The sequence below is a fragment of the Brachybacterium sp. AOP25-B2-12 genome (genome assembly GCF_052378625.1).
Classification (GTDB): domain Bacteria; phylum Actinomycetota; class Actinomycetes; order Actinomycetales; family Dermabacteraceae; genus Brachybacterium.
In genome coordinates, this window is record NZ_JBQSXW010000010.1 from 39,216 (window position 1) to 61,286 (window position 22,071).

General features: G+C 73.1%; 21 protein-coding genes. 10 read left to right on the plus strand and 11 right to left on the minus strand.

What is annotated here, in order from left to right:
* Positions 1-29: 29 nt before the first annotated feature.
* Positions 30-929: a phosphotransferase gene (locus tag ACT3TZ_RS08940; RefSeq protein WP_444583059.1), complete on the minus strand. Its 900-nt coding sequence runs from the start codon at positions 927-929 to the stop codon at positions 30-32.
* A 136-nt stretch (positions 930-1,065) separates the two neighbouring features.
* On the opposite strand from ACT3TZ_RS08940, the gene ACT3TZ_RS08945 reads away from it, so the two are divergent.
* The 6 genes from ACT3TZ_RS08945 to ACT3TZ_RS08970 all read left to right on the plus strand — a co-directional run bounded on the left by ACT3TZ_RS08945 (position 1,066) and on the right by ACT3TZ_RS08970 (position 7,083).
* Positions 1,066-2,001, plus strand: coding sequence for an ABC transporter ATP-binding protein (locus ACT3TZ_RS08945; protein ID WP_444583060.1), 936 nt, complete (start codon positions 1,066-1,068; stop codon positions 1,999-2,001).
* A gap of 28 nt (positions 2,002-2,029) precedes the next feature.
* Positions 2,030-2,839, plus strand: coding sequence for an ABC transporter permease (locus ACT3TZ_RS08950; protein WP_444583061.1), 810 nt, complete (start codon positions 2,030-2,032; stop codon positions 2,837-2,839).
* A gap of 61 nt (positions 2,840-2,900) precedes the next feature.
* Positions 2,901-4,079, plus strand: a complete 1,179-nt coding sequence (locus tag ACT3TZ_RS08955) for a sensor histidine kinase (protein WP_444583062.1) — start codon at positions 2,901-2,903, stop codon at positions 4,077-4,079.
* Positions 4,076-4,852, plus strand: a complete 777-nt coding sequence (locus tag ACT3TZ_RS08960) for a response regulator (RefSeq protein ID WP_444583063.1) — start codon at positions 4,076-4,078, stop codon at positions 4,850-4,852. Before ACT3TZ_RS08955 ends, ACT3TZ_RS08960 begins: the two co-directional genes overlap by 4 nt.
* A gap of 52 nt (positions 4,853-4,904) precedes the next feature.
* On the plus strand, positions 4,905-6,752 hold the full coding sequence (locus ACT3TZ_RS08965; protein ID WP_444583064.1) for an ABC transporter ATP-binding protein: 1,848 nt from the start codon (positions 4,905-4,907) through the stop codon (positions 6,750-6,752).
* Between the two features lie 88 nt (positions 6,753-6,840).
* Entirely contained in the window at positions 6,841-7,083 is a 243-nt protein-coding gene (locus ACT3TZ_RS08970; RefSeq protein ID WP_444583065.1) for a hypothetical protein, read from the plus strand.
* 44 nt (positions 7,084-7,127) lie between these two features.
* Here the strand turns inward: ACT3TZ_RS08970 and ACT3TZ_RS08975 are convergent, their stop codons facing one another.
* On the minus strand, positions 7,128-7,961 hold the full coding sequence (locus ACT3TZ_RS08975; protein WP_444583066.1) for an NAD(P)-dependent oxidoreductase: 834 nt from the start codon (positions 7,959-7,961) through the stop codon (positions 7,128-7,130).
* Positions 7,962-8,050: 89 nt separating this feature from the next.
* On the opposite strand from ACT3TZ_RS08975, the gene ACT3TZ_RS08980 reads away from it, so the two are divergent.
* A complete protein-coding gene (locus tag ACT3TZ_RS08980; RefSeq protein ID WP_444583067.1) occupies positions 8,051-9,286 on the plus strand; it encodes an endonuclease/exonuclease/phosphatase family protein in 1,236 nt (411 codons plus the stop codon).
* A gap of 12 nt (positions 9,287-9,298) precedes the next feature.
* Here ACT3TZ_RS08980 and idi read toward each other — a convergent pair whose 3' ends face one another.
* Entirely contained in the window at positions 9,299-9,931 is a 633-nt protein-coding gene (idi, locus tag ACT3TZ_RS08985; RefSeq protein WP_444583068.1) for an isopentenyl-diphosphate Delta-isomerase, read from the minus strand.
* A gap of 144 nt (positions 9,932-10,075) precedes the next feature.
* Here idi and ACT3TZ_RS08990 point away from each other — a divergent pair, with 144 nt between their 5' ends.
* The 3 genes from ACT3TZ_RS08990 to ACT3TZ_RS09000 all read left to right on the plus strand — a co-directional run bounded on the left by ACT3TZ_RS08990 (position 10,076) and on the right by ACT3TZ_RS09000 (position 12,337).
* Positions 10,076-10,852, plus strand: a complete 777-nt coding sequence (locus ACT3TZ_RS08990) for an alpha/beta fold hydrolase (protein ID WP_444583069.1) — start codon at positions 10,076-10,078, stop codon at positions 10,850-10,852.
* A 107-nt stretch (positions 10,853-10,959) separates the two neighbouring features.
* Positions 10,960-11,466: a MarR family winged helix-turn-helix transcriptional regulator gene (locus ACT3TZ_RS08995; protein WP_444583070.1), complete on the plus strand. Its 507-nt coding sequence runs from the start codon at positions 10,960-10,962 to the stop codon at positions 11,464-11,466.
* A 46-nt stretch (positions 11,467-11,512) separates the two neighbouring features.
* Positions 11,513-12,337 carry a sulfurtransferase gene (locus ACT3TZ_RS09000; protein WP_444583071.1) on the plus strand — a complete coding sequence of 275 codons (825 nt, stop codon included), beginning with the start codon at positions 11,513-11,515 and terminating at the stop codon, positions 12,335-12,337.
* A gap of 138 nt (positions 12,338-12,475) precedes the next feature.
* Here ACT3TZ_RS09000 and ACT3TZ_RS09005 read toward each other — a convergent pair whose 3' ends face one another.
* The 8 genes from ACT3TZ_RS09005 to ACT3TZ_RS09040 form a co-directional block, all read right to left on the minus strand.
* Entirely contained in the window at positions 12,476-14,074 is a 1,599-nt protein-coding gene (locus tag ACT3TZ_RS09005) for an L-lactate permease (RefSeq protein WP_444583072.1), read from the minus strand.
* A 103-nt stretch (positions 14,075-14,177) separates the two neighbouring features.
* Positions 14,178-15,125: an L-lactate dehydrogenase gene (locus tag ACT3TZ_RS09010; protein ID WP_444583073.1), complete on the minus strand. Its 948-nt coding sequence runs from the start codon at positions 15,123-15,125 to the stop codon at positions 14,178-14,180.
* Positions 15,126-15,214: 89 nt separating this feature from the next.
* Complete coding sequence (locus ACT3TZ_RS09015; RefSeq protein WP_444583137.1) at positions 15,215-16,312, minus strand: NADH:flavin oxidoreductase/NADH oxidase; 1,098 nt, start codon at positions 16,310-16,312, stop codon at positions 15,215-15,217.
* Positions 16,313-16,456: 144 nt separating this feature from the next.
* A complete protein-coding gene (locus ACT3TZ_RS09020) occupies positions 16,457-17,227 on the minus strand; it encodes a CPBP family intramembrane glutamic endopeptidase (RefSeq protein ID WP_444583074.1) in 771 nt (256 codons plus the stop codon).
* A gap of 108 nt (positions 17,228-17,335) precedes the next feature.
* Positions 17,336-18,154, minus strand: a complete 819-nt coding sequence (locus ACT3TZ_RS09025; protein WP_444583075.1) for a MerR family transcriptional regulator — start codon at positions 18,152-18,154, stop codon at positions 17,336-17,338.
* Complete coding sequence (locus tag ACT3TZ_RS09030; protein ID WP_444583076.1) at positions 18,141-19,400, minus strand: MFS transporter; 1,260 nt, start codon at positions 19,398-19,400, stop codon at positions 18,141-18,143. The genes ACT3TZ_RS09025 and ACT3TZ_RS09030 overlap by 14 nt, the downstream gene beginning before the upstream one ends.
* A gap of 226 nt (positions 19,401-19,626) precedes the next feature.
* The gene (locus tag ACT3TZ_RS09035; protein WP_444583077.1) at positions 19,627-20,214 is read right to left on the minus strand and encodes a hypothetical protein; all 588 of its coding nucleotides are present in this window, start codon (positions 20,212-20,214) and stop codon (positions 19,627-19,629) included.
* Between the two features lie 50 nt (positions 20,215-20,264).
* Entirely contained in the window at positions 20,265-22,049 is a 1,785-nt protein-coding gene (locus ACT3TZ_RS09040) for an alpha/beta-hydrolase family protein (protein WP_444583078.1), read from the minus strand.
* Positions 22,050-22,071: the final 22 nt, after the last annotated feature.

A 22,071-nucleotide genomic window follows, 5' to 3' on the forward strand; every position in this document is an offset into this window, starting at 1 on the left:
GCACGCGGTCCCGGTGGACATCCCCACCCTCAGCGCCTCGCGTCCTCCAGGAGCCGGGCCAGGGTGCTGCGCCCCAGCTCGGCCATCGTCGGGTTCGAGGTCGCGTAGTACCAGACCAGGCCGATGGCCTGCTCGAACGCCCATGCGGCTCCACGGACCCATTCGGGGTCGTCACAGGCCAGGGCCTCGCGGACGATGGCACGGCGCGGTGCGTCCAGCAGGTGCCAGCAGACGACCAGGTCGAGCGCGGGATCGGCCGGCGCGCAGCCGCCGGTGTCCAGCACCCCCGTCAGCCGCTCCCCGCCCGTGAGCACATTGGCGGGGATGAGGTCCCGGTGGCACAGGCGCAGGTCCCTCGGCGCAGGCAGGACCGAGAGGTCGTCCCACAGGGCGCTCAGGGCGGCGACGGGCAGCAGGCCCCTGCTGCGGTCGAGGCACTCGTGGACCCACGGCCGGTGATCGCCGAGGGTGCCTCCGCGGCCCTGGCCGTCGAAGCGGCGGGACCCGATGTCGACCGACCTGAGCGTCGTCAGCAGGAGCACCAGGTCGCGGGCGAAGGCCTCGGAGCCCTGCACGACGGTCGGTGTGCTCACCGTGCCGGGGACCCAGGTGGTGACCGCGAAGGGCATCGGCACGGCCGCGGTGGCCGGCACGACACGGACCGGGATCGGCGCGGGGAACGGAGCCAGGGCCGCGAACTCCGCCATCGCGGCCTGCTCGGCGCACACGGTGGACAGGGCCTCGGCGGGATCCGTGCGCCGCACGGGGACGCGGACGACGAGGTCCTCGCCGAGGCGGAGGATCTCGCTGGTGGTCGCCGAGGTGCTCTGCCGGGTCAGCGGACGACCGGCGAGGTCAGGGGCGTGTGTGGCGAGGGCGCGCTCGACGGCGGCGGTCGTGACCGTGAGCTGATCCTCGTGCATCGCCATCCCGGCACCGTACCGGCGCCCGGGCGTCGCGTCGCCCCGATTCCGTGACGCCCCCGGGGACCCCATGACAGCTGTCATCCCCACGACGTGATCGCCGGGACTGCCCGCGCCGCGCGCGGTGGACGAGGGTCGTGCCATGACCACAGCACCTGCACCCGCCGGCCCCGCGCCGAGCCCCGCGAGGACCCCGGCCGTCGCGCTCACCGGCCTCACCAAGCGCTACGGCGACCTCACGGCCGTCGACCACCTGGACCTCACCATCCCGCGCGGGCAGATCCTCGCGCTGCTGGGCCCCAACGGCGCCGGCAAGTCCACCACCACCGAGATGATCCTGGGCCTGACCTCGCCGGACGACGGCACGGTGCGGGTGTGCGGGCAGTCCCCGCGGACCGCGACCGAGAACGGCCTGGTCGGCGCGATGCTCCAGAACGGGCACCTGCTCGAGGACATCCCCGTGCGCACCCTCGTGCACCTCGTCGGCGGGGTGTGCGCGCATCCCCTCGCGTTCGAGGAGGTGGTCGAGCGCGCCGACGTCGCCCACCTGCTCAAGAAGTCCACCTCGAAGCTCTCCGGCGGCGAGGCCCAGCGGGTGCGGTTCGCGCTCGCGCTGCTGCCGGACCCCGACGTGATCCTGCTGGACGAGCCGACCGTCGCGATGGACGTCGAGACCCGCCGAGCGTTCTGGGATCGCATGCGCCACGTCGCCGCCGAGGGTCGCACCATCGTCTTCGCGACCCACTACCTCGAGGAGGCGGACCAGGAGGCCCAGCGGATCGTCGTCATGAACGGCGGACGGATCGTCGCCGACGGCACCGGCACGGAGATCAAGCAGGTGCTCGGAGGTCGCGTCATCACCCTCGCCGGAGACGCCGATGCCCTCGCGGCCCTGCCCGCTGTCACCTCCGTGACCCGCCTGGAGGACGGGCGCTCGCGCCTGGCCAGCGCCGACTCCGATGCCACGCTGGGCGCCCTCTTCGCCGCCGACGGACCCGTCTCCCGGGGGCTCGTCCACGGCATCGAGGTCGCCTCCCCGAGCCTCGAGGACGCGTTCCTCCAGCTCACCCACCGCTGACCCGACGCACCGGACCAGGAGTCCTGCCATGAGCACCGCATCAGCCTCTGCCGCCCTCGCCCCGGCCCGTGCCACCTCGAGCGCGCGGCCCCTCTCCCAGACCACCCGCGCCCTGCGCTACGCGCGCAGCGCCACCGCCGTCACCCTCCGTGACGGAGCCTTCGTGTTCTTCACCGTCGCGCTGCCCGTCGTCATGTTCCTCATGTTCAACGCGATCTACGGCACGAGCTCCGGCGGGATCGCGGGGGTGACCATCATGACCAACATGGCCGCCTACGGCTCCCTGGGCGGCGCGCTGAACGCCGGCGCCACCATTCAGATCGAGCGCGCCAACGGCTGGCTGCGCCAGCTCACCGTGGCCGGGCTGAACCCCCGAGGATTCGTGTTCGGCAAGATCGTCGCCGCACTCGTGATCATGCTGCCGGCGCTCGTGGCGGTGTTCGTCGTCGGCATGACCGTCGGCGGGGTCGACATCCCGCTGGCCTCCGCCGTGGTCGGCGTGCTGGTGCTGTGGGCCGCGATCGTGCCGATGATCGTCCTGGGCCTCGCGCTGGGCCTGGTCCTGCCGCCCCGGGCCGTCCAGGGCGCCTCGACCATCGTGCTGATGGCGCTGTCGATCGCCGGCGGCCTCTGGTTCCCCTACGAGTTCTTCCCGGACTGGCTGAAGACCATCGCGCGCGGGACGCCCACCTACTGGGTGGGACAGCTGGGCCACTGGGCCACGCTGGGTGGGGACGTCCCCGGACAGGCCGTCGTGGTGCTCGCGGTCTGGGCCCTGGCGCTGATGGCCGTCGTCGCGCTCCTGTTCCGCCGGGCCGCGCGCAGCTCGCGCCGGTGACCGGCCGGCCCGGCACCGCGCCTGGCACAATCACGACGACGCACGAGAGGAGGTGAGCAGCATGGACACCACGAGCACCCCGCCCGCGACCTCGAAGCGCCCGACGGTGCGCGAGCTCGAATGCTCCGCGCCCGAGCGGTTCGACCTCCGCGAGCTCCTCACCGGGAGCTGGCGGTCGGACACCGTGCGGTACTCGGCCCCCTCCCTCGTCTTCCTGCTGTTCGTGATCGTCCCCGCCTGGACCGAGCTCAGCTGGGTGCGGGCGCTGACCGCGACCGTGCTGTGCCTCCTCTTCGGGGTCCTCTTCGCCTTCGCGGGGGCCGTACGGCGCTACGGCCTCCGCGCGACGGCGGGATGGCTGGGGATGATGTGGCTGGTCCTCGCGCTCCTGGCCCTCGTGATCCACGGCGACATCGCCTACCTCGTGATGTTCGTGCTCATGGGCCACGCGATCGCCCTGCCGTGGGTCTGGGGTCGGGTGGCGGTCCTCGTGATCGGCCTCGCGGGCCTCGCCTACGGGATCGCGACCGAGAACACCGTGGTGGTCGTGCTGGATCTGGCCGGTGTGGCCCTGGGGCTGGGGATCGCCGCCTCGATCCACAAGGGCATCCTGGAGGATGCGCTCGAGGCCGTGCAGCGGCGCAATGCGGTCCTCGCGGTCTCGGCGGAGCGCGAGCGGATCGGCCGGGATCTCCACGACATCCTGGGGCATTCTCTGACGACGATCACGGTCTCCGCGCAGCTCGCGAAACGTCTGGTCGACATCGATCCCGACGCCGCCCGGGCGCAGATCCAGGAGATCGAACGGATCGCCCGGCAGTCCCTCGCGGACGTCCGCGCGACGGCCAGCGGCATGCAGCAGGTGCGCGCCGCGGCGGAGATCGCCTCGGCCCGCAGCGTCCTGACCGCAGCCGGGATCGAGCCGGCCACCCCCGTCTCCCTCCCCGTCCTGCACGACGCAGACGCCGAGCTGCTGGGCTACGTGGTGCGCGAGGGCGTCACGAACGTCGTGCGCCACTCCCAGGCCACCCGCTGCCGGATCGACCTGGACCCCCACGGCGTGAGCATCGAGGACGACGGCGTGGGGATCGCGCACGGCGCGGCCCGGACGGGGCTCGACGGCCTGCGCCGACGGGTCGAGGAGGCTGGCGGAACCTTGACCGTCGGATCCGGGCACGACGGTGGGACGCTGCTGGACGCCCGGCTGTCGACGGACACGGACGATGGAGGACGACGATGAGCACGGGAACCGGCACGGGCGCAGGCACAGGCACGGGCGCCGATCCGGCCACGGATTCGAGGATCTCGACGGGTGCAGGTGCCGCCGCGGGCGAGCGGGCACATCCTTCGCCGGACCCGTCGGCGCCGCGCGCGATCCGCGTGGCCCTGGCCGATGACCAGGCCATCCTCCGCGGTGGTCTCGCAGCCCTGCTGCGTCTCGAGAGCGACATCGAGATCCTCGGCGAGGCGGCGACCTGCGCGGACGCGATCGCCCTCGTGGACCGGGTGGCCCCCGACGTGCTCCTGCTCGACGTGCAGATGCCGCCGGGGGACGGCCCCGATGCGCCCGAGGACGGCATCGATGTGGCGCGGCGGCTGGACCAGCGCCGACAGGGACCGGATGCGCCGCGCACCCGGATCATCGTGCTCACGACCTTCGGCCGGGCCGGCTATCTGCGCCGCACCCTCGAGGCCGGCGCCCAGGGATTCATGGTCAAGGACGCCCCCGTCGAGCAGCTGGTCGATGCGGTGCGGCGCGTGCAGCAGGGCTTGCGGGTGGTGGACCCGGACCTGGCCGCGCAGTCCCTGGCCACGGGGCCGAGCCCGCTGACCCCCAAGGAGGGCGAGGTGCTGCGGGCCGCCGCGCTCGGCGGGACGACGGCGGACGTCGCCGCCCGGGTGTTCCTGTCCGAAGGGACCGTGCGCAACCACATCTCCAACGCGATCGGGAAGCTGGGCGTCACCAACCGCGCCGAGGCCGTGCGGGAGGCGACGGACAACGGGTGGCTGTGAGCACGGCTCCGTGAACGCCTGGGTCGTCTGAGGTCGCCAGTAGTCTCGACCCGTGTCGTCCCTCCTCCACATCATCCGCTTCACCCGCACCCTCTGGCCGCTCTACCTCGGAATCCTCGTCTGCTCGGTCGTGACCGCGGCGGCGGGGCTCGCGGTGCCGTTCATCATCGCCCGGGCCACGGACACCGTGACCGACACCGTGGGCGGGCGCCTCACGGTCAGCAGCGCCGTGACCACGGTGATCGTGCTGGCCGCAGCCCTGCTGATGGCCGAGCTGGTGACCACCGTCGTCTCGAACGTCGGCGGCTGGCTGGGCGACGTCATGTCCAACCGGATGCGCACGATCCTCTCGGTGCGCTACTTCGAGAAGCTGCTGAACCTGCCCCAGCGCTGGTTCGACACCGAGCTGACCGGCACCATCGTCTCCCGCCTGAACCGGTCGATCGCGGAGGTCACGAGCTTCGCCAAGACGTTCTCCAACTCCTTCGCAAGCATGCTCATCACGACGCTCGCGGTGCTCGTGATCTCCGGGATCTATGCCTGGCCGCTCGCGGTGCTGCTGCTGGTGATCACCCCCGTCTACATCGGCCTGACCGCACTGACCTCCCGGAGGTGGCAGCGGCTGGAGGGGGAGAAGAACACCGAGGTCGACCTCGCGGGCGGCCGCTTCGCCGAGGTGATCGGCCAGATCCGGGTGGTCAAGTCCTTCGTGCGCGAGCGCGGCGAGCTCGAGCTGTTCACCCGGCGGTTCCGCCGCACCGACGCCCTGACCCGCGCGCAATCGACCCACTGGCACCGCATGGACGTGCTGCGCCTGGGAGCGCTGAACCTCGTGTTCTTCGGGATCTACGTGATCATCTTCGTGCGCACCGCCCAGGGCGCCTTCTCCCTCGGCGACATGGTGCTGCTGGTGCAGCTGATGGCGATGGCCCGCAATCCCGTGCAGTCGATGAGCTGGGTGATCGACGCCTCCCAGCACGCGATCGCCGGCTCCAAGGACTACTTCCGGGTCATGGACACCCCCGTGGACGGACGCCGCCTCGTCAGCGTCGATGCAGGCACCGGCGTGGTCGTCGAGGCGGAGCCCGAGCAGACCGATGCGGACCCGGCGGCCGCCCTTCACCCCGTCGAGGGCGCGCCGTCGATCGCCTTCGAGCACGTGTCCTTCGCCTACGAGCAGGGCGAGGACGTGCTGCATGACGTCTCCTTCACCGTCGGGCGCCACGAGAAGGTCGCGCTCGTGGGGGAGTCCGGCGGCGGCAAGTCCACCATCGTGAACCTCCTGCTGGGGCTGTTCCCGGTGGGCAGCGGGACGGTGCGGGTGGCCGGGCGCGACGTGTCCGAGCTGGCGCTCGAACCGCTGCGCCGCAGCATCGGCGTCGTCTTCCAGGACGCGAGCCTGTTCTCCGGCACCATCGAGGAGAACATCGCCTACGGCCGGCCCGGGGCGAGTCCCGAGGAGATCCGCGAGGCCGCCCGGCGCGCCAACGCCGATCGCTTCATCGAGCACTTCCCGGACGGCTACGCGACCGTGATCGGGGAGCGGGGCCTGCGGCTGTCCGGCGGGCAGCGTCAGCGGATCGCGGTGGCCCGCGCGATCCTCAAGGATGCGCCGATCCTGGTGCTCGACGAGGCCACCAGCGCGCTGGACACCCGGGCCGAGCGCAGCGTCCAGGCGGGCCTGGACGAGCTCATGGCCGACCGCACCTCGCTGATCATCGCCCACCGCCTGTCGACCATCGCGGGCGTGGACCGGATCGTCACGATCCGCGACGGCCGCATCGACGAGATCGGCACCCCCGCCGAGCTCGCCGCGTCCGGCGGGATCTACGCGCAGCTGCTCGCGCTGCAGGACAGCGGCCAACGACGACGCCTCGAGAGCTTCGGGATCCACGGCTGACGGCCCTCGCCCCCAGCGGAGGGCATACAGTTCCCGCACGGACTCCCGGTGACGTGCACCTCCGCCCTGGACCGGAAGAAGGAAGCCGATGGACATCGCCCCCGGACTGCTGGGAATCTCCCTCCAGGAGGTCGTCGTCCTCCTGATGATCCTCCTTCCGGCGCTGCTGGTCGTGGCCGCCGTGATCCGGGTGGCGCGGAGCATCGGGCGGCGACAGCGGGAGGCCGCGGCGGCGCTCGACGCGTCCCACCGCGACCTCGCCGAACAGCTCCGGACGATCTCGGGCCGCCTCGAGACGATCGAGCGACGCCTCGGCGACATCCCCGAGTAGCACCCCGCCTGCGAGCGGCACGGGAACGGGGCCCAGGGGTGCTGTCAGCCCTGCGGGCGCAGGATCGCCGAGAAGTCGTAGGAGCCGCGGCCGGCCTGCTGCTCGTGCTCGAGCGAGGAGCGGGCGGCGCGTACGGCGGGCAGGTCGATGCCCGCCGCATCGAGCATGAGGCCGGTGTCCTTGGCGATCGCGTCGACCGTGAAGTCGCCGTCGGCGCTGTCGCGCTCGCCCCGGACGAACGGCCCCTTCATCCCGGCGATGAAGGCGAGTCCCGTGCTCTGCAGCATGTCGAGGGTCTCGGCCGGCTCCAGCTCGCACGCGTCCCCGAGGGCCAGGGCCTCGCGCAGACCCTCGGCGCTGACCGCGAGCGCGAGGTTCGCCAGGAGCTTGCCGGCCGCCGCCTTGGCCGGGGTGTCCACGCCGTGCAGGCGGTCGGGATCCGCCCACGGACGGGCCAGGTCCACGGCGCGCTCGCGCAGGACCGCGTCCCGGGTGCCGACGTACACGCCCAGCTTCCCGGCGCGCGCCGGGCCCAGGGTCCCCACCACGGGCACGGCCACATAGGTGGGGACGGCCGCGGCGAAGGCCTCGGCGTCGGCCGGGGAGACGGTGGAGGTGTCCAGCCACGGCACGCCGTCGGGGATCAGACCGGGGTCGATGACGGTCTCGCGGACGGCGCTCGGACCGAACAGGCTGGTCACGACGGCGTCCGCGCCGGCGACGGCCTCGGCCGCGGTGTCCGCGACCTGCGCCCCGGCGTTCGCGAGGCGCTGCGTGCGCGAGCGGGTGCGGTTCCAGACGGTGAGCTCGTGCACGGGGAGGAGGCGGAGGGCGAGCTCGGTGCCCATCCGCCCGGTGCCCAGGAATGCGATTCTCATGCCCTCCAGTCTGGCACCGGTGGGGTGCGTCGCCACGGATTCATCCGGATGCCTCCCGGGCGCCACCGTCGCTTGTGAGGATGGAGGGCATGACTCCTCGTCTCACCCGCCGCCATGCCCTCGTCGCCTCGGTCGCCGGACTGGCCCTGGCCCCCACCGCCGCGCACGCCGCGCCCTCGGCCCCCATCGCCCCCGCCGCGGTCCGCGTCGGGGGCGGCGGCCATGGGCACGGGAGTCGATCCGTCCGCATCGCGACCTACAACGCGTCCCTGAACCGCGGCGCCGCAGGGCAGCTGATCAGCGACCTCTCGACTCCCGACAACGCCCAGGCGCGCCAGGTCGCCGAGATCATCCAGCGCAACGCCCCGGACATCGTCCTGATCAACGAGTTCGACGTCGACGAGGAGCATCGTGCCGCGGACCTGTTCCGCCGCCACTACCTCGAGGTGCCCCAGCGGGGGCAGAAGCCCGTCATCTACCCCTACGCCTTCACCGCGCCGGTGAACACCGGCGTGCCCAGCGGCATGGACCTGAACCAGGACGGCACGATCGGCGGGGGCGACGACGCGTACGGCTTCGGACTGTTCCCCGGGCAGTACGGGATGCTCGTGCTCTCGCGCCATCCCATCGACACCGACCGGGTGCGGACCTTCCAGAACCTGCTGTGGTCCTCCATGCCCGACAACCTCATCCCCACCGACTACTACACGCCGGAGCAGGTGCCGCGCCTGCGGCTGTCCTCGAAGTCCCACTGGGACGTGCCGGTCACGTTCGGCCGCACGACCCTGCACGTGCTCGCGCACCACCCCACGCCGCCCAGCTTCGACGGCCCCGAGGACCGCAACGGACGGCGCAACCACGACGAGATCCGGCTCTGGGCGGACTACCTTCGACCCGGTCGCCGCGCACGCTACATCGTGGACGACGCCGGTGTGCGCGGCGGACTGGGCGGTCGCGAGTCCTTCGTCGTGCTGGGGGATCACAACTCCGACCCGCGCGACGGGGACTCCTGGCCCGGTGCGATCCAGCAGCTCCTCGAGCATCCCCGCATCCAGGACCCGCGGCCTGCGAGCCGCGGCGCCGTCGAGGCCGCCCGCGCGCAGGGCGGCGCGAACGCGGAGCACCGGACCCGCTCGCGGTACGACACCTCGGACTTCACCGATGACCCCGGCCCCGGGAACCTGCGCGTGGACTACGTTCTGCCGTCCACGGACCTGCGGGTCACCGACACGGGCGTGTTCTGGCCGTGCGAGGGCGAGGACGGCGCGGACCTCGTGGGCGCCTCGGACCACCGTCTGGTGTACGTGGACGTGCGGCTGCGCTGACGGGTCCGTTCCTCAGCCGGCGAGGGCGCGGGACAGGTCCGGCTGGGCGGCCTGCAGCACGAGCCACGGGCTCAGCAGGTGCGGCAGCGACGCGGCCGTCGCGCACACGTCCTCCCAGCGCGCCCACGCCACGTCCATGACCTCGGAGGTCTGCGGCGCCGGGAGATCGGCCCTGTCGATGAGGAGGTCGACCACGTGGACGGGGCAGACCTCGTTCTCGACGATCCCGCCCGCATCGACGGCGCGGTAGCGGAAGTCGGGGAGGACCGGCACCGGAGCGGACAGGGCGTCCGCGGACAGGTGCAGCTCCTGGGCGGCGCGGCGTGCGATCGCCGCCGGCATCGCCTCCCCGGGCATCGGGTGCCCGCAGAACGCATTGGTCCACACACCGGGCCAGGTCTTCTTGCCCAGGGCGCGCCGCGTCATGAGCACCCGTCCGGTGGCGGGATCCCGGACGTGGACGGAGAACGCCAGGTGCAGCGGCGTGCTGGTCGTGTGGACCTCGGCCTTGTCGACGGTGCCGATGGCGACGGCCCGGTCGTCCAGCAGCACGACCTGCTCCGTGGGCGAGGTGCGCGATCCGTCGGCGGACCTCGACGTGGAGGTGCTGATCGTCGTGTCCGGCGTGGTGCTGCTGGCTGGCATGGGGCGCCCTTCTCCTTCGCCGGGGCCCTAGGTCGGTGTCCGCTTCCGAGGCCCGGGGTGGTCGGTTGCGATCACCCTATCGGATCACTAGTCTGTCTAACTATTAGACAAGCGAACGACGTCACCCGGAGGAGGCGGTCCGCGATGAGCCCCACGATCACCGTGCTGGCACTGCACGGACTCGGCGGCACGGCGTCCACCTTCGGACCGTTGCGCGAGGCGCTCGGCGACGACGTCGATCTCGTCGCCATCGACCTCCCGGGTTTCGGCGACCGCGCGTCGACGCCCGGTGGCGGCGGCCTCCGCGTCATGGGTCAGGCGGCCATGCAGGCCGTCCCGCAGGTCGGCTCCGGTCCCTGGTACCTCCTCGGGCACAGCATGGGCGGCAAGATCGCCCTGACCGTCGCCGCCGCCCTGCGGGACCTCCCGTACGCGACGTTCCAGCCCTCCGGGCTGATCCTCCTGGCACCCTCCCCGGCACAGCCCGAGCCGATGCCCGAGGCCCGGCGCGAGGAGATGCTGTCCTGGGGCCGGGAGGGGCTGACCAGGCGGCGCGCCGCGCAGTTCCTCGCCGAGGACTGCGCCCGCGACCTGCCCGAGCGTCGCCATCGGATCGCCGTGGACACCTTCATGAGGTCCTCGCCCCGGGCATGGACGCGATGGCTGGTCGCGGGCAGCACAGAGGATTTCAGCGCCCGGGTCGGGGCGATCGAGCTGCCCGCCCTGGTGCTCGGAGGGGATCAGGACGAGGCGCTCGGCAGCTCGGCCCAGCCGGGTCTCCAGGCGCACTCGCTGCCGATGGCCACCTTCGTCGAGCTCGCCGGGACCGGACATCAGATCCCCCTGGAACGCCCGGAGGAGACCGCCACCGAGATCCGCCGGTTCCTCGCGCGGACGGCTCCGCAGCTCGCGGGGCGCTGACCTCGGGCGGGGATCTCGCGATGAGCCGGGACGAGCGCCCGCCTATCATGGAGGCGGGTTCCGTGCAGAGCAGGAGCCCGACGGAGCACCACCACCCAGGAGCGGACATGGACGGCGACGCGGAGGAGCGGCCCGCGAGCAGCGGGTACTTCTTCCCTCCCGTCGAGCACCCGCCCGTCGATGCCCTCGACCTGCTCCATGAGCTGCGCCTCTACCGCGAGTCCAACGCCCGCATGCGCTCGAAGGTCCGCGACGACATGGGCATGGGGGAGAAGGACCTCACGGCGCTGCGTCTGCTGCTGGCGGCCCAGGCGCGCGGCGAGGTCCTGCGGCAGCAGGATCTGGCGCGGCATCTCGGGATCCGCCCGGCATCGGTGAGCGTCCTGGTGGATCGGCTGGTCAGGGACGGGTACGCCGAGCGGTCCGCGCACCCCGAGGACCGCCGTTCGACCGCCGTGCATCCCACCGCCGCAGGCAGCGAGGAGGTCCATCGGACCCTGAACGCCATGCATGCCCGCATGCTCGCGGTCGCCGCATCGCTGACCCCCGCCGAGCGCGGCGTCGTCACGAGATTCCTGCGCGAGCTCAACCACGCCCTGGACGCCCAGCCCTGACCGCGGGGTTCCCGGCGTCGACGCACGTCGGGCCTACGATGAGGCCATGACGCGACGCCACCCGACCATCGCCCCCGTCCTCGAGTCCGTCCCCGACGGCGCGATCCTGCTGGACGTGCGCTGGTCGCTCGACGGATCCACGGGGCACGCCACGTACCTCGCAGGGCACCTCCCGGGCGCCGTGTACGTGGATCTCGGCACCGAGCTCGCGGCGCCGCCGAGCGCCGCCGAGGGCCGTCATCCGCTGCCGGCCCCGGAGGACTTCGCGGCCTCGATGCGCCGCGCGGGCCTGCACGACGACTCCCTGGTCGTGGCGTACGACGACACCGACGGCTCGCAGGCGTCCCGCCTGGTGTGGATGCTCCGAGCCCTCGGCGTCGAAGCGGCCCTGCTCGACGGCGGCCTGCGCGGCGTGATCGGCGTCGAGCTGTCCGTCGTCGACGAGCGCCCCGAGCCGGGCACGTTCACGGCACGCGCCTGGGACGTCGAGGTCGTCGCGACCCCCGACGAGGTGGCCTCCGGGCACTTCCTCGTGATCGACGCCCGCGCCCCCGAGCGCTACCGCGGGGCGACCGAACCCATCGACCCCCGCGCCGGGCACGTGCCCGGCGCTCTGAACGTGCCGTTCGCGGGCAACGTGGACGGGGACGGTCGCTTCCTGCCCGTCGATGCCCTGCGGGAGCGCTTCACGGCCGCGGGCGTGGACCCCGAGGACGAGGTGATCGTCTACTGCGGGTCCGGGGTGACCGCCACCCACAATCTGCTGGCCCTCGAACGGGCCGGCCTGGTGGGCGCGCGGCTGCTGCCCGGTTCGTGGTCGCAGTGGAGCGCGGACCCGACGCGCGAGGTCGCGACCGGATCGGCCCCGTGAGGACGACCGCGGTGTGACGGTGGCGGACCGGCGATGCCGACGGGTCTCATGACGACGGCCGGCCGGTGACGCCGGCGGTCGTGGCGCTCGTGCGCGCCGACAGCCGCACGGACGGCTGACGCGCACGCCGCGTCCCCCTCACAGCAGCGCGAGCACCAGGTTCCACACGCACAGCACGCCCAGCATCGCGAGGCTGTAGCCGATCGACGCCCGCATGATCTCGCTCTCGCGGCCGCTGAGGCCCACGGCGCCGGCGGCGATCGCGATGGACTGCGGGGAGATCACCTTGGCGGCCGTGCCTCCGGCGGTGTTGGCGCCCACCAGCAGCGGCGGGGCCACGCCGATCCCCTGGGCGGTGGCCACCTGCAGCGGGGCGAACAGGGTGTTGTTGTTGACCACCGAACCGGTGAGGAACACGCCGATCCAGCCGATGATCGGCGCGATGAGCGGGAAGATCGGACCCACGCCCGTCAGCGCCGTGCCCATCGCGTTCGAGCCGCCGGAGTAGTTGGCGATGTTGGCGAGCACGAGGATCACGGTGATCAGCGCGATCGCCTTCCACAGCATCACCAGCGCCCCCTTGAGCTCGGCGAACAGGGTCCGCACGTCCACCTGGGGGGTGGTGAGGAAGGTGACCAGCACGGCCAGCAGGATCGCGGTGCCGGTGGCCCCGAGGATCGCGAACGTCCAGGTGGACTGGACCACCGCGCCGGAGGCGGTCGTGATCTGGCCGGTCACCCCGGGGATCGGCACGGACAGGGTGGTCCCGGCCAGCGCCCCCTCGGTGAACAGCGACTTCACGGCCGGGATCGACCACAGCAGGATGAAGGCGGTGAGGATGTAGAAGGGGCTCCACGCCACGAGGAACTGCCGGGGCGAGGGGGAGTCCAGCGCCGGGATCTCGCCGCCGCCCTCGCGGAAGATCCGGCGCGGCGACCAGAAGCGGCTCAGCACCATGAGCGCGACGAGCGCGCACAGGCCCGCGCCGAGGTCGGCGAGCTCCGGGCCCAGGAACCACAGGGCGCCGGCCTGCACACCGCTGAACACGAGCGTCACGGTGACCGTCGCCGGAAGGGTCTCCTTGAGGCCCCGCACGCCGTCGAGGATCAGCACGAGCAGGAACGGCACGGCGAGGGTGAGCGGCTGCAGCACCACCACCATGGCGCGCGAGAGGTCCAGCACGTCCATCCCGGCGACCTGCGCGCCCACCATCACGGGCACGCCGATCGCGCCGTACGCGCCGGCGGCGACGTTGCCCACCAGGGCGATCATGGCGGCCTTGACGGGGCCGAACCCCAGCTGCACCAGCAGCGCCGCGCAGATCGCGATGGGCACGCCGAACCCGGCCGCCCCCTCCAGGAAGGCGCCGAAGGCGAAGGCGATCATGAGCACCTGGATGCGCTGATCGGCCGAGACCGCGCTGATCGAGGAGCGGATCACGTCGAAGCGGCCCGAGACCACGCTCAGGCGGTAGAGCCACACGGCCATCACGATGATCACGGCGATGGGCCACAGCGAGGTGAGCGTCCCGGCCAGCGACGCGCCCGCGACGGAGCCCACGGGCATGCCGAAGACGACCAGGGCCACGACGACCTCGACGGCCAGGGCGATGAGACCGGCCTTGAGCCCGGTGAGCTTGAAGACCATCAGGCACAGCAGGAAGACGATGATCGGGAGGGCGGCGACGAGACCCGACAGCAGCGGGTTGCCGAACGGGTCGATGTTCTGTGTCCACATGGGGGTGGGTCCTCGAGGAGGGCCGACGCGGGAGGTCCGGTCGGTGGCGGATGGGGGAGAGTGCGCGACGCCGGGTGCGCAGGAGGCGCACCCGGCGCGGTCGTCAGCTGCGCAGGGTGCCGGCGACCTCGCGCAGCGAGGCGGCCGAGCGGTGCAGCAGCTCGAGCTCGTGATCGGAGAACGGCGTCGCGGGGATGGGGTGGGCGCCGCTGCGGTTGACGATGCACGGCACGGACAGGGCCGCACCGTCGATCCCGGCGATGCCGCTCAGGACGGGCGCCACGGGCAGGATCGCGTTCTCGTCGCTGAGGATCGCCTCGACGATGCGGGTGCTGGACAGGCCGATCGCGTAGTTCGTCGCGCCCTTGCCCTGGATCACGGTGTACGCCGCGTCGCGGACGTCGACGGCGATCTGGTCCAGCAGGGCCGGGTCGAACACGCTCTCACCGCGGACCGTCCACTCCAGCAGCGGCACGGTGCCGATCCGGGCGCTCGACCACAGCGGGAACTCGGTGTCGCCGTGCTCGCCGACGATCACGGCGTGCACGCTCGAGGCCGAGACCTCCGCGCGCCGCGCGATCTCCCAGCGCAGGCGCGAGGAGTCCAGCGTGGTGCCCGAGGCGAAGATGCGCTCGGCGGGGAGCCCGCTGGCTTCCTGGGCCAGCATGGTCAGGACGTCGCAGGGGTTGGAGACGATCACGTAGATCGCGTCGGGGGACACCGCCAGCAGCTGCTCCATGAGCGAACCCATGATGCGGGCGTTGGTCGCGGCCAGCTCGATGCGGGTCTGGCCGGGCTTCTGCTTGGCCCCGGCGGTGATGACCACGACGTCGGAGTCCGCGGTCACGGCGATGTCGCTGCCGCCGGTGATCTCGGTGGCACCCACGAACTTGGCGCCGTGGGCGAGGTCGAGCACCTCGGCGCGGGTCTTCTCCGGGGCGATGTCGTAGAGGGCGATATGGCGGGCCGCGCCGCGGATCATCGCCGCATACGCGACGCTCGATCCGACGGCTCCGGCTCCGACGACGGTCAGCTTGCTCACGGTCTTCATGCCTCGAACCTAGGGGCATTCCCAGGAGTCGATCAGGACCAAAGGCACGGGGTGCGGCCGCGACCTGCGCGGACCTCTCCCAAGACCTCTCAGCGGCGCGGGAGGAGGCCCCGGAACGCCCGGTCGTACTGCGGCGGGACGATCCCGACGTCGGCACGAAGGGCCACGGCGGCGTGCACCGCCCACGAGGGGTCCCGCAGGAAGGCCCGCCCCACGCGGACGGCATCGGCCTGGGAGGTGGCCAGGACGTGCTCGGCCTGGATGGGGTCCTCGATCAGGCCGACGGCCGAGATCGGGACCTCGGTGGCGGCCTTGAGGTGCGCCGCCAGCGGTGTCTGGTAGCCGGGGCCGACGGGGATCGTGGCGTCGGCGGTGTTGCCGGCGGAGGAAACGTCGACCATGTCGACGCCGTGCTCACCCAGCAGGCGCACGACCTCGGTGGCCTCCTCGAGGTCGAAGCCGCCGTCGACCCACTCGGTGGCCGACAGCCGCACCAGCAGGGGCATGCCCGCGGGGATCTCGGCGCGGACGGCATCGGCCACGCGCAGCAGCAGGCGGGCGCGGCCGGCCAGGTCGCCGCCGTACTCGTCGGTGCGGTGGTTGCTGAGCGGGGAGAGGAACTCGTGCAGGAGGTAGCCGTGGGCGCCGTGCAGCTCGAGGAGGTCGAAGCCGGCCTCGACGGCGCGGCGGGCGGAGGCGACGAACGCCGCGACGACGGCATCGAGGCCCGCCTCGCCGAGCTCCGCGGGCCGCGTCAGCCCCTCGAAGGCGAGCTCGGAAGGTCCCACGGTCTCCCAGCCGCCCTCGGCGGGGGTGAGCGAGGCACCCGGTCGCGGGGTGCCCCACGCGGCCGCGGTCGAGGCCTTGCGGCCGGCGTGGGCCAGCTGGATGCCGATCGCGGCGCCCTGGGAGTGGACGAGGTCCACGACGGGCACGAGCGCGTCGCGCTGGGCGTCGTCCCACAGCCCCAGGTCCTCGGGGGAGATGCGACCCTCGGGCAGCACCCCCGTGGCCTCGATGATCACGGCGCCGGCGCCGCCCCGGGCGAAGGACCCGTAGTGCATGAGGTGCCACGGGGTCGCGATGCCGTCCCGTGCGTCCACCGAGTACTGGCACATCGGCGGGACCCAGGCGCGGTTGCGGATCGTCAGGTCGCGCAGGGTGATCGGGGTGAAGAGGTGCGGCACCACGGGGTGCTCCTTCCGTCGGGGCGTGCGGGCACGGATGCGCAGGGGGCACCCGTGAGGCTCCAACGAAGTTGCAGGCGCGGGTATTCCTTTCGCGCCAAGATCGTGGAGCATGCACGGCACACGAGCGGTGCCGCTCCCTGGTCAGCCCACCGCGCTCTGCAGAACCGTCACGAGCAGGAGCGTCACGGGGCCGGCGAGCAGGAGGTTGTTGAGCCCGTGCATGAGCAGCACGTGCCACACGTTGCGGGTCCACAGGTAGACCAGGTTCATGAGCAGCCCCGCCCCGGCGTAGGGCAGCGTCAGCAGCCAGTGGCCGCCGAAGCTGTGGATGTGGATCGCGCCGAACACGAGGGTATTGGCGAGCACGACCAGCGCGGCGAGCAGCGGGCTGGTCCACACCGGCAGCGTGAGCATGAGCGTGTGTCGGAAGGTGAAGTCCTCGATGAGGGCCGTCACCATCGGCCCGAGGGACGCGAAGAGCAGGATCCCGAAGGCGAGCGTCGCGGTGTCGGCGGAGCCTGCGGACGCGTCCGCACCACCCGACGTCCCCGCGCCGGCGGCGCGCAGCACGGCGCCGAGCACGCTGATGACCACCTGGATCGCGACCATGCCCGCGATCACGAGGCCGATGCTGCGCCAGGTGGCGCGACGGAACGCCCGCCAGTGCCGGGCGAGCATCGGGGCGTTGGCCACCACCAGCACCGCGAACACGACGATCCGCAGGGCGGTGTCGGCCACGACCCGCGGCCCGGGATCCGTGCTCACGAGCCCGGACAGCCAGCCTCCCAGGAAGATGGCGGGCACCGCGAGCACCGCGATGGTGTCCCGGGCGTGCCAGTCGAGACGGGTGGGCAGCTGCTCGGCGCGGACCCGCGCGAGGAAGGAGTCGGACGCCGGAGCGGGGACGGACATGGGCGGGGGTACCTCGGGGATCGGAGACCCGCGCGACGGACGTCGTGAGGGCAGTCCATGATGCCTCCTGCGGCACCCCGGCGAGCACGTGCGGGCGGGGTGCTGCTCTCAGCCGGGCGACCGGCCGTGGGCCGCCCAGCCCTCGTCGACCCGCCTGCCGATCTCCGCGATAGCGCGCAGCTGGGGCTCGGCGAGCACGTCCCGGGTGTGGGCCGCGAACAGCTCCGAGGCACCCCCGACGTCGATGTCGGCGCCCTCGTCGGCGAACTCTGCGAGCACCGGACCGAAGATCGCGAGGAACTCCTCGACCAGCTGCTCGACCTCGGCGTCGGGGCTGTCGGCCGAGAGTGCGCCGAAGCGGGCCGAGAAGGCGGAGACGGACGGCGCGAGGTCGGGCGCCGAGATCCGCGCGTACAGGTGGGACAGGTGCGTCATGCCCTCCTCGTCGACGAAGTGGGCCAGCAGCACGGACTGGTCGTGGTCGACGCGGGCGATCTCGGGCGTGACCTCGTCACCCTGGAAGACCGCGACGAAGGGAGCGAGCTCGGGCGGGATGTCGAGCGCGGTGCCGTGGGTGCGGAGCCGGGCGATGAGCTCGCGCCTGCGGGTCAGGCGCTCGATCTGGGCCGCCAGCTCCGCGTCCAGCTCGTCCAGGAGCGTGGCCGATCCGGAGGCGGGTCCTGCGGGCGCGGCGGTCGTGGTGGCCACGTCGGCCGGCGCACCGTCGAGCAGCTGGGGCATCCGGTCCAGGGGGATCCCCAGGGAGGCCAAGCGCTTGATCCGCAGCACCCGCACGAGGTCGTGCACGTCGTACGCGCGGTAGCCGTTGGACCCGCGCTCGGGCTCGGGCAGGACGCCCAGCTGGTGGTAGTGCCGCAGCGCGCGGACGCTCACATCGGCCAGGCGGGCCAGCTCAGCGCTGCGCATCGGCCATCGCCTCCTCAGGCCCCGGGGCCGGGGGCTCCGGGCTCTCCAGCCTACGCAGGGACGGCGCCAGCAGCCCGAGCGAGGGCGCGGCCAGCCACACGCATGCCACCACGATCGCCGCCGTGCGGACGCCGGCCACCTCGGTGACCACGGCCGCGAGCACGATCCCCAGCGGCGGCGCCGCCGTCATCAGCGCGTTCTGCGTGCCCATGATGCGCCCGCGCATCGCCTCGGGGATCCGTTCGATCATGAGCACCCCGATCAGGCTGCCGAAGAGGCCGTTGGACAGCCCCACCACGAAGGCACCCACCAGGACGATCCACACCGAGGGCAGCGCAGCGATGATCCCGAACCCGACGGTGCAGCCGGCGAGCCCCACCAGGAACCACGCCCGGCGCGGCCCTCGCGTGCCCAGCACCGCATAGATCCCGGCGCCGATGAGCATGCCCACCGCGAGCGCCGTGAGCACGAAGCCCAGCAACCCCGGCCGTCCCTCGAGCGTGAAGAACACGGGCAGCACCAGGCCCTGGAAGGGGGCGATCACGACGACGGTGACCAGGCTGAGCGCGGTCGTGGCCAGCAGGAACGGACTGTGCAGGAGGACGCGCCAGCCGTCCTTGAGCTGCGCCCAACCGGTCGTTCGCGGTGCCGCGGCGGACACCTCCTCCCGCGGGATCACACCCACGACCCGCGGGATCAGCAGCGTCAGCAGCGCCGCGGCGAGCGACGTCCCGGCCGTCACCCACAGCACCGTCGACCCGTCGAAGAGCACCATGAGCATGCCCGCGGCGGCGGGCCCCAGCATGAGGGCGACCGCCCCCAGTCCCTCGCGGATCCCCATCAGACGTTCGACGGGGAGGCCGCTGTGCCGCACGACCGCCGGCAGCAGCGCCTCGCGGGCCGTCATCCCGGGCACGTCCCCGAGCGAGCCGAGCACCCCGAACAGCACGAACCATCCCAGCGACAGCCCGGTGACGAGGTCGACGACCGGCAGGGCGGCGATGGCCGCCGCGGAGACGAGGTCGGTGATCACCGAGGAGGTGCGGCGATTGATGCGGTCGATCACCACCCCCATGAACAGGCCCGCGGCCACGGCGGGGAGGGCGGTCGCCGCGGCGACGGCACCGGCACCGAGGGCGCTCCCGGTGACCTGCAGGACGATGAGCGGGAGGGCCACGCCCGCGATGGAGTTGCCGAGCAGCGACAGCAGATAGGACGCCAGATAGACGATGGGCACGATCTTCATGCCCACAGCACAGACCGTGACGCTGCGTCGGGGTCAAGAGGGAGATCTCGGGAGGCCCATGGCAGGCCCACTCGTCCCGTCAGCCCAGGTGCCTCAGGAACCTCTCCGGGGCGTCGAGGACGGCGCGCCTCGATGCGGCGCAGGGGGAGCGGACGGGTCGAGCCGACGGTGTCTCAGCGGGGCCCGTCGAAGGAACGCCCTCGTGCGCCGGACGGTGCGCCGCAGGTCAGACCGACTCCGGCGGGCTCTCCGGGGCGTCGCCTGCTTCCCAGGTCAGCTCGCCCGCGTCCATCCGTTCCACGAGGCGGGACAGCCACGTGAACTCGGCGACCAGCAATGCCCGGCGGTGATCGGCCTGCATCCAGTAGGCCTCCGAGAGGCCGCGCCGCGACGAGGTGCGGATGCGGGTGGTGAGCTGGCCGGTCGCGTCGTCGAGCTCGGCGAGGCGGCGCGCGAAGGCCTCGCGGGCCACGACGGGCGGGACCGCGTGCGCGGTGAGCAGGGCGAGGTCGAAGGCGGGCCGGGACGGCACGTGCTCGGCGAGCGTGTCCGCCGTCCACGCGACGAGGGCCTCCCGACCCGCCGTGGTGGGGGAGAGGGCACCCGTGGCGGGATCGGTCGCCGCGACCAGGCCGTCCGCCGCGAGGTGGTCGAGGGCCGCCGCGAGGGCGGCATCGTCCCAGGCCACGACGCGGTCGTGCCGCCTGGTCACGAGGTGTTCCCGCATGGTTGCAGGCGTAGCGGGCGCCTCGGTGAGCAGGGCCAGCAGCGCGATGCCGAGGTCCTCGTGGCGGTCCGCCGGGTCGTGGGGCATGGGACCACGCTACTCGTCGGCGCCCGCCGTCCCGGGCCGGGGGTCCCGGGTCACCCGGGCAGCGCGTGGTCGCGGATCGCGGCGATGATCGCCGGGGCGCGCTCGCCCGGGTCGATGCCCAGCACCGCGGCCCACACGGGCAGCAGCTCGTCCTGGTAGGCGTGGCCGTGTCCGGGCGGGACCGTCGCCGACAGCGGCATGTCGGCGGCGACCTGCCAGAACGTGATCCACGGGAACCAGCGCATCGCGGGCGTCACGTCGTGGCCGATCCGCTCGCGCAGCCAGGCCGGCGACCGCCACAGCAGGTCCGGGCTCCATCGGGCCACCGGGTCCGAGGCGTGCTGGAGATAGACCACCCGGGGGTGCTCCCACGGCCCGTACCGGTGCCCGGTGACGTCGCGCTCGAGCTCGCCGCCGCTCGTGGCCACCCGCACGTGGAGGCCGTCGGCGACGCGGGGAGCGACCGCGGCGGAGCCCTCCGGGCGGCGACGCACCGCATCGGCGAGGATCGGGGTGAAGGCCGGGGTGCCGGTCCACACGGCGCCGTCGACGCGCGCGAGCAGGTCCTCCCCGTCGGCGAACGCCGCGTGGCCCCCGTAGGCGCCCAGGGACTCCCCGGAGACGAACAGGCGCGGCCGATCCTCCGGGGGCATCGACGCGAGCCGTGCCTCGACCGCCTCGAACAGCTGGCGCCCCGCCGCTCTCGGGGTCCGGCGATCCGTGATGGTCGCCATCGCGCTCGAGGCCACCGAGTACTGGATGGCGGCGCACGCGCAGTCCCCGCCGGTGAGGAACTCGACCGCGGACAGCGACCACTCCTGCAGCCACCCCGTCCCGGTCCCGGTGAACAGCACCAGGGTCCCGCGGTCGAAGGCGCCGGTGCGGTCGAGCTCGGCCAGGACCGCCTCGACCGCGGCCGCGAGCGGACGCCCGGGACGGTGGCCGATGTAGACCCGGATCGGCTCGCGCGCGGGACGACCGGTGGCGCGGGCGATGGTCGCGGCGTCGGCACCGCCGGAGACGATGCGGCGACCTGCGGCCCCGAGCCCCGCCCAGGTCTGCGGCGATCCGGGGCCCGCGGAGCGCCGCGCCGACGTCGGGGGTCGCAGCCCGGGAGTGAGGCGGGCATTGGCGCGCTCGGCGCGGTCGCGGGCACGACCCAGCAGCTCGGACCGCACGAGGTGGTCGGCCAGCAGCGCACCGCCGACGGCGCTGAGCACGGCGGCCAGCAGCCGGGCCTCCCGCGGAGGGAGCACCCGGGACAGCGCCGCCCGCAGCAACACCGTCTGGGCCGTCACCGCCCGCGCGCCGAGCACGGTGGCGCTGCTGAGGGCCGTGCCCGTGAGCGCGCCGATCACCGCCTCGCGGAGCGGGGCCGGGCGCAGGCCCAGCAGCTCGGCGACCTCCCGTTGGCGCAGGGCGCCCCGGGTCCACGAATGGACGGTGATGCCCAGCAGCGCGGCGTCCAGGAGCAGGCGTCCGCCTCCGGTCACGGGCCCGGGGACGCGCGAACCGGCTGCACGCCCCGCTCGCGGACCGGACACTCGGCCCGCTCGACGGCCGATGGCTCGCACGGCCCTCTCTCCGACAGCACCCACGGCGTAGCCGTACACCTGGGACAGGGCCACGTTCGCCGTCCACATCCACCAGGTGCGGGGCAGGAGGCTCGGACTGGTCGAGATCCAGGTCGCGGTGCCGGCCCCGAGCAGGCCGCCCGGTCCCGGTCGCTGGAGGAGCCGCGCCGTGGAGCCGGCCCTCGGCACGGAGATCGCCCCGACACGGGGGAGCGGGGTCGCCGACCCCGCGGCGCGCCGTGCGCGCTGACGACTCCCCATGCGCCCAGGCTATCGAGCGTCC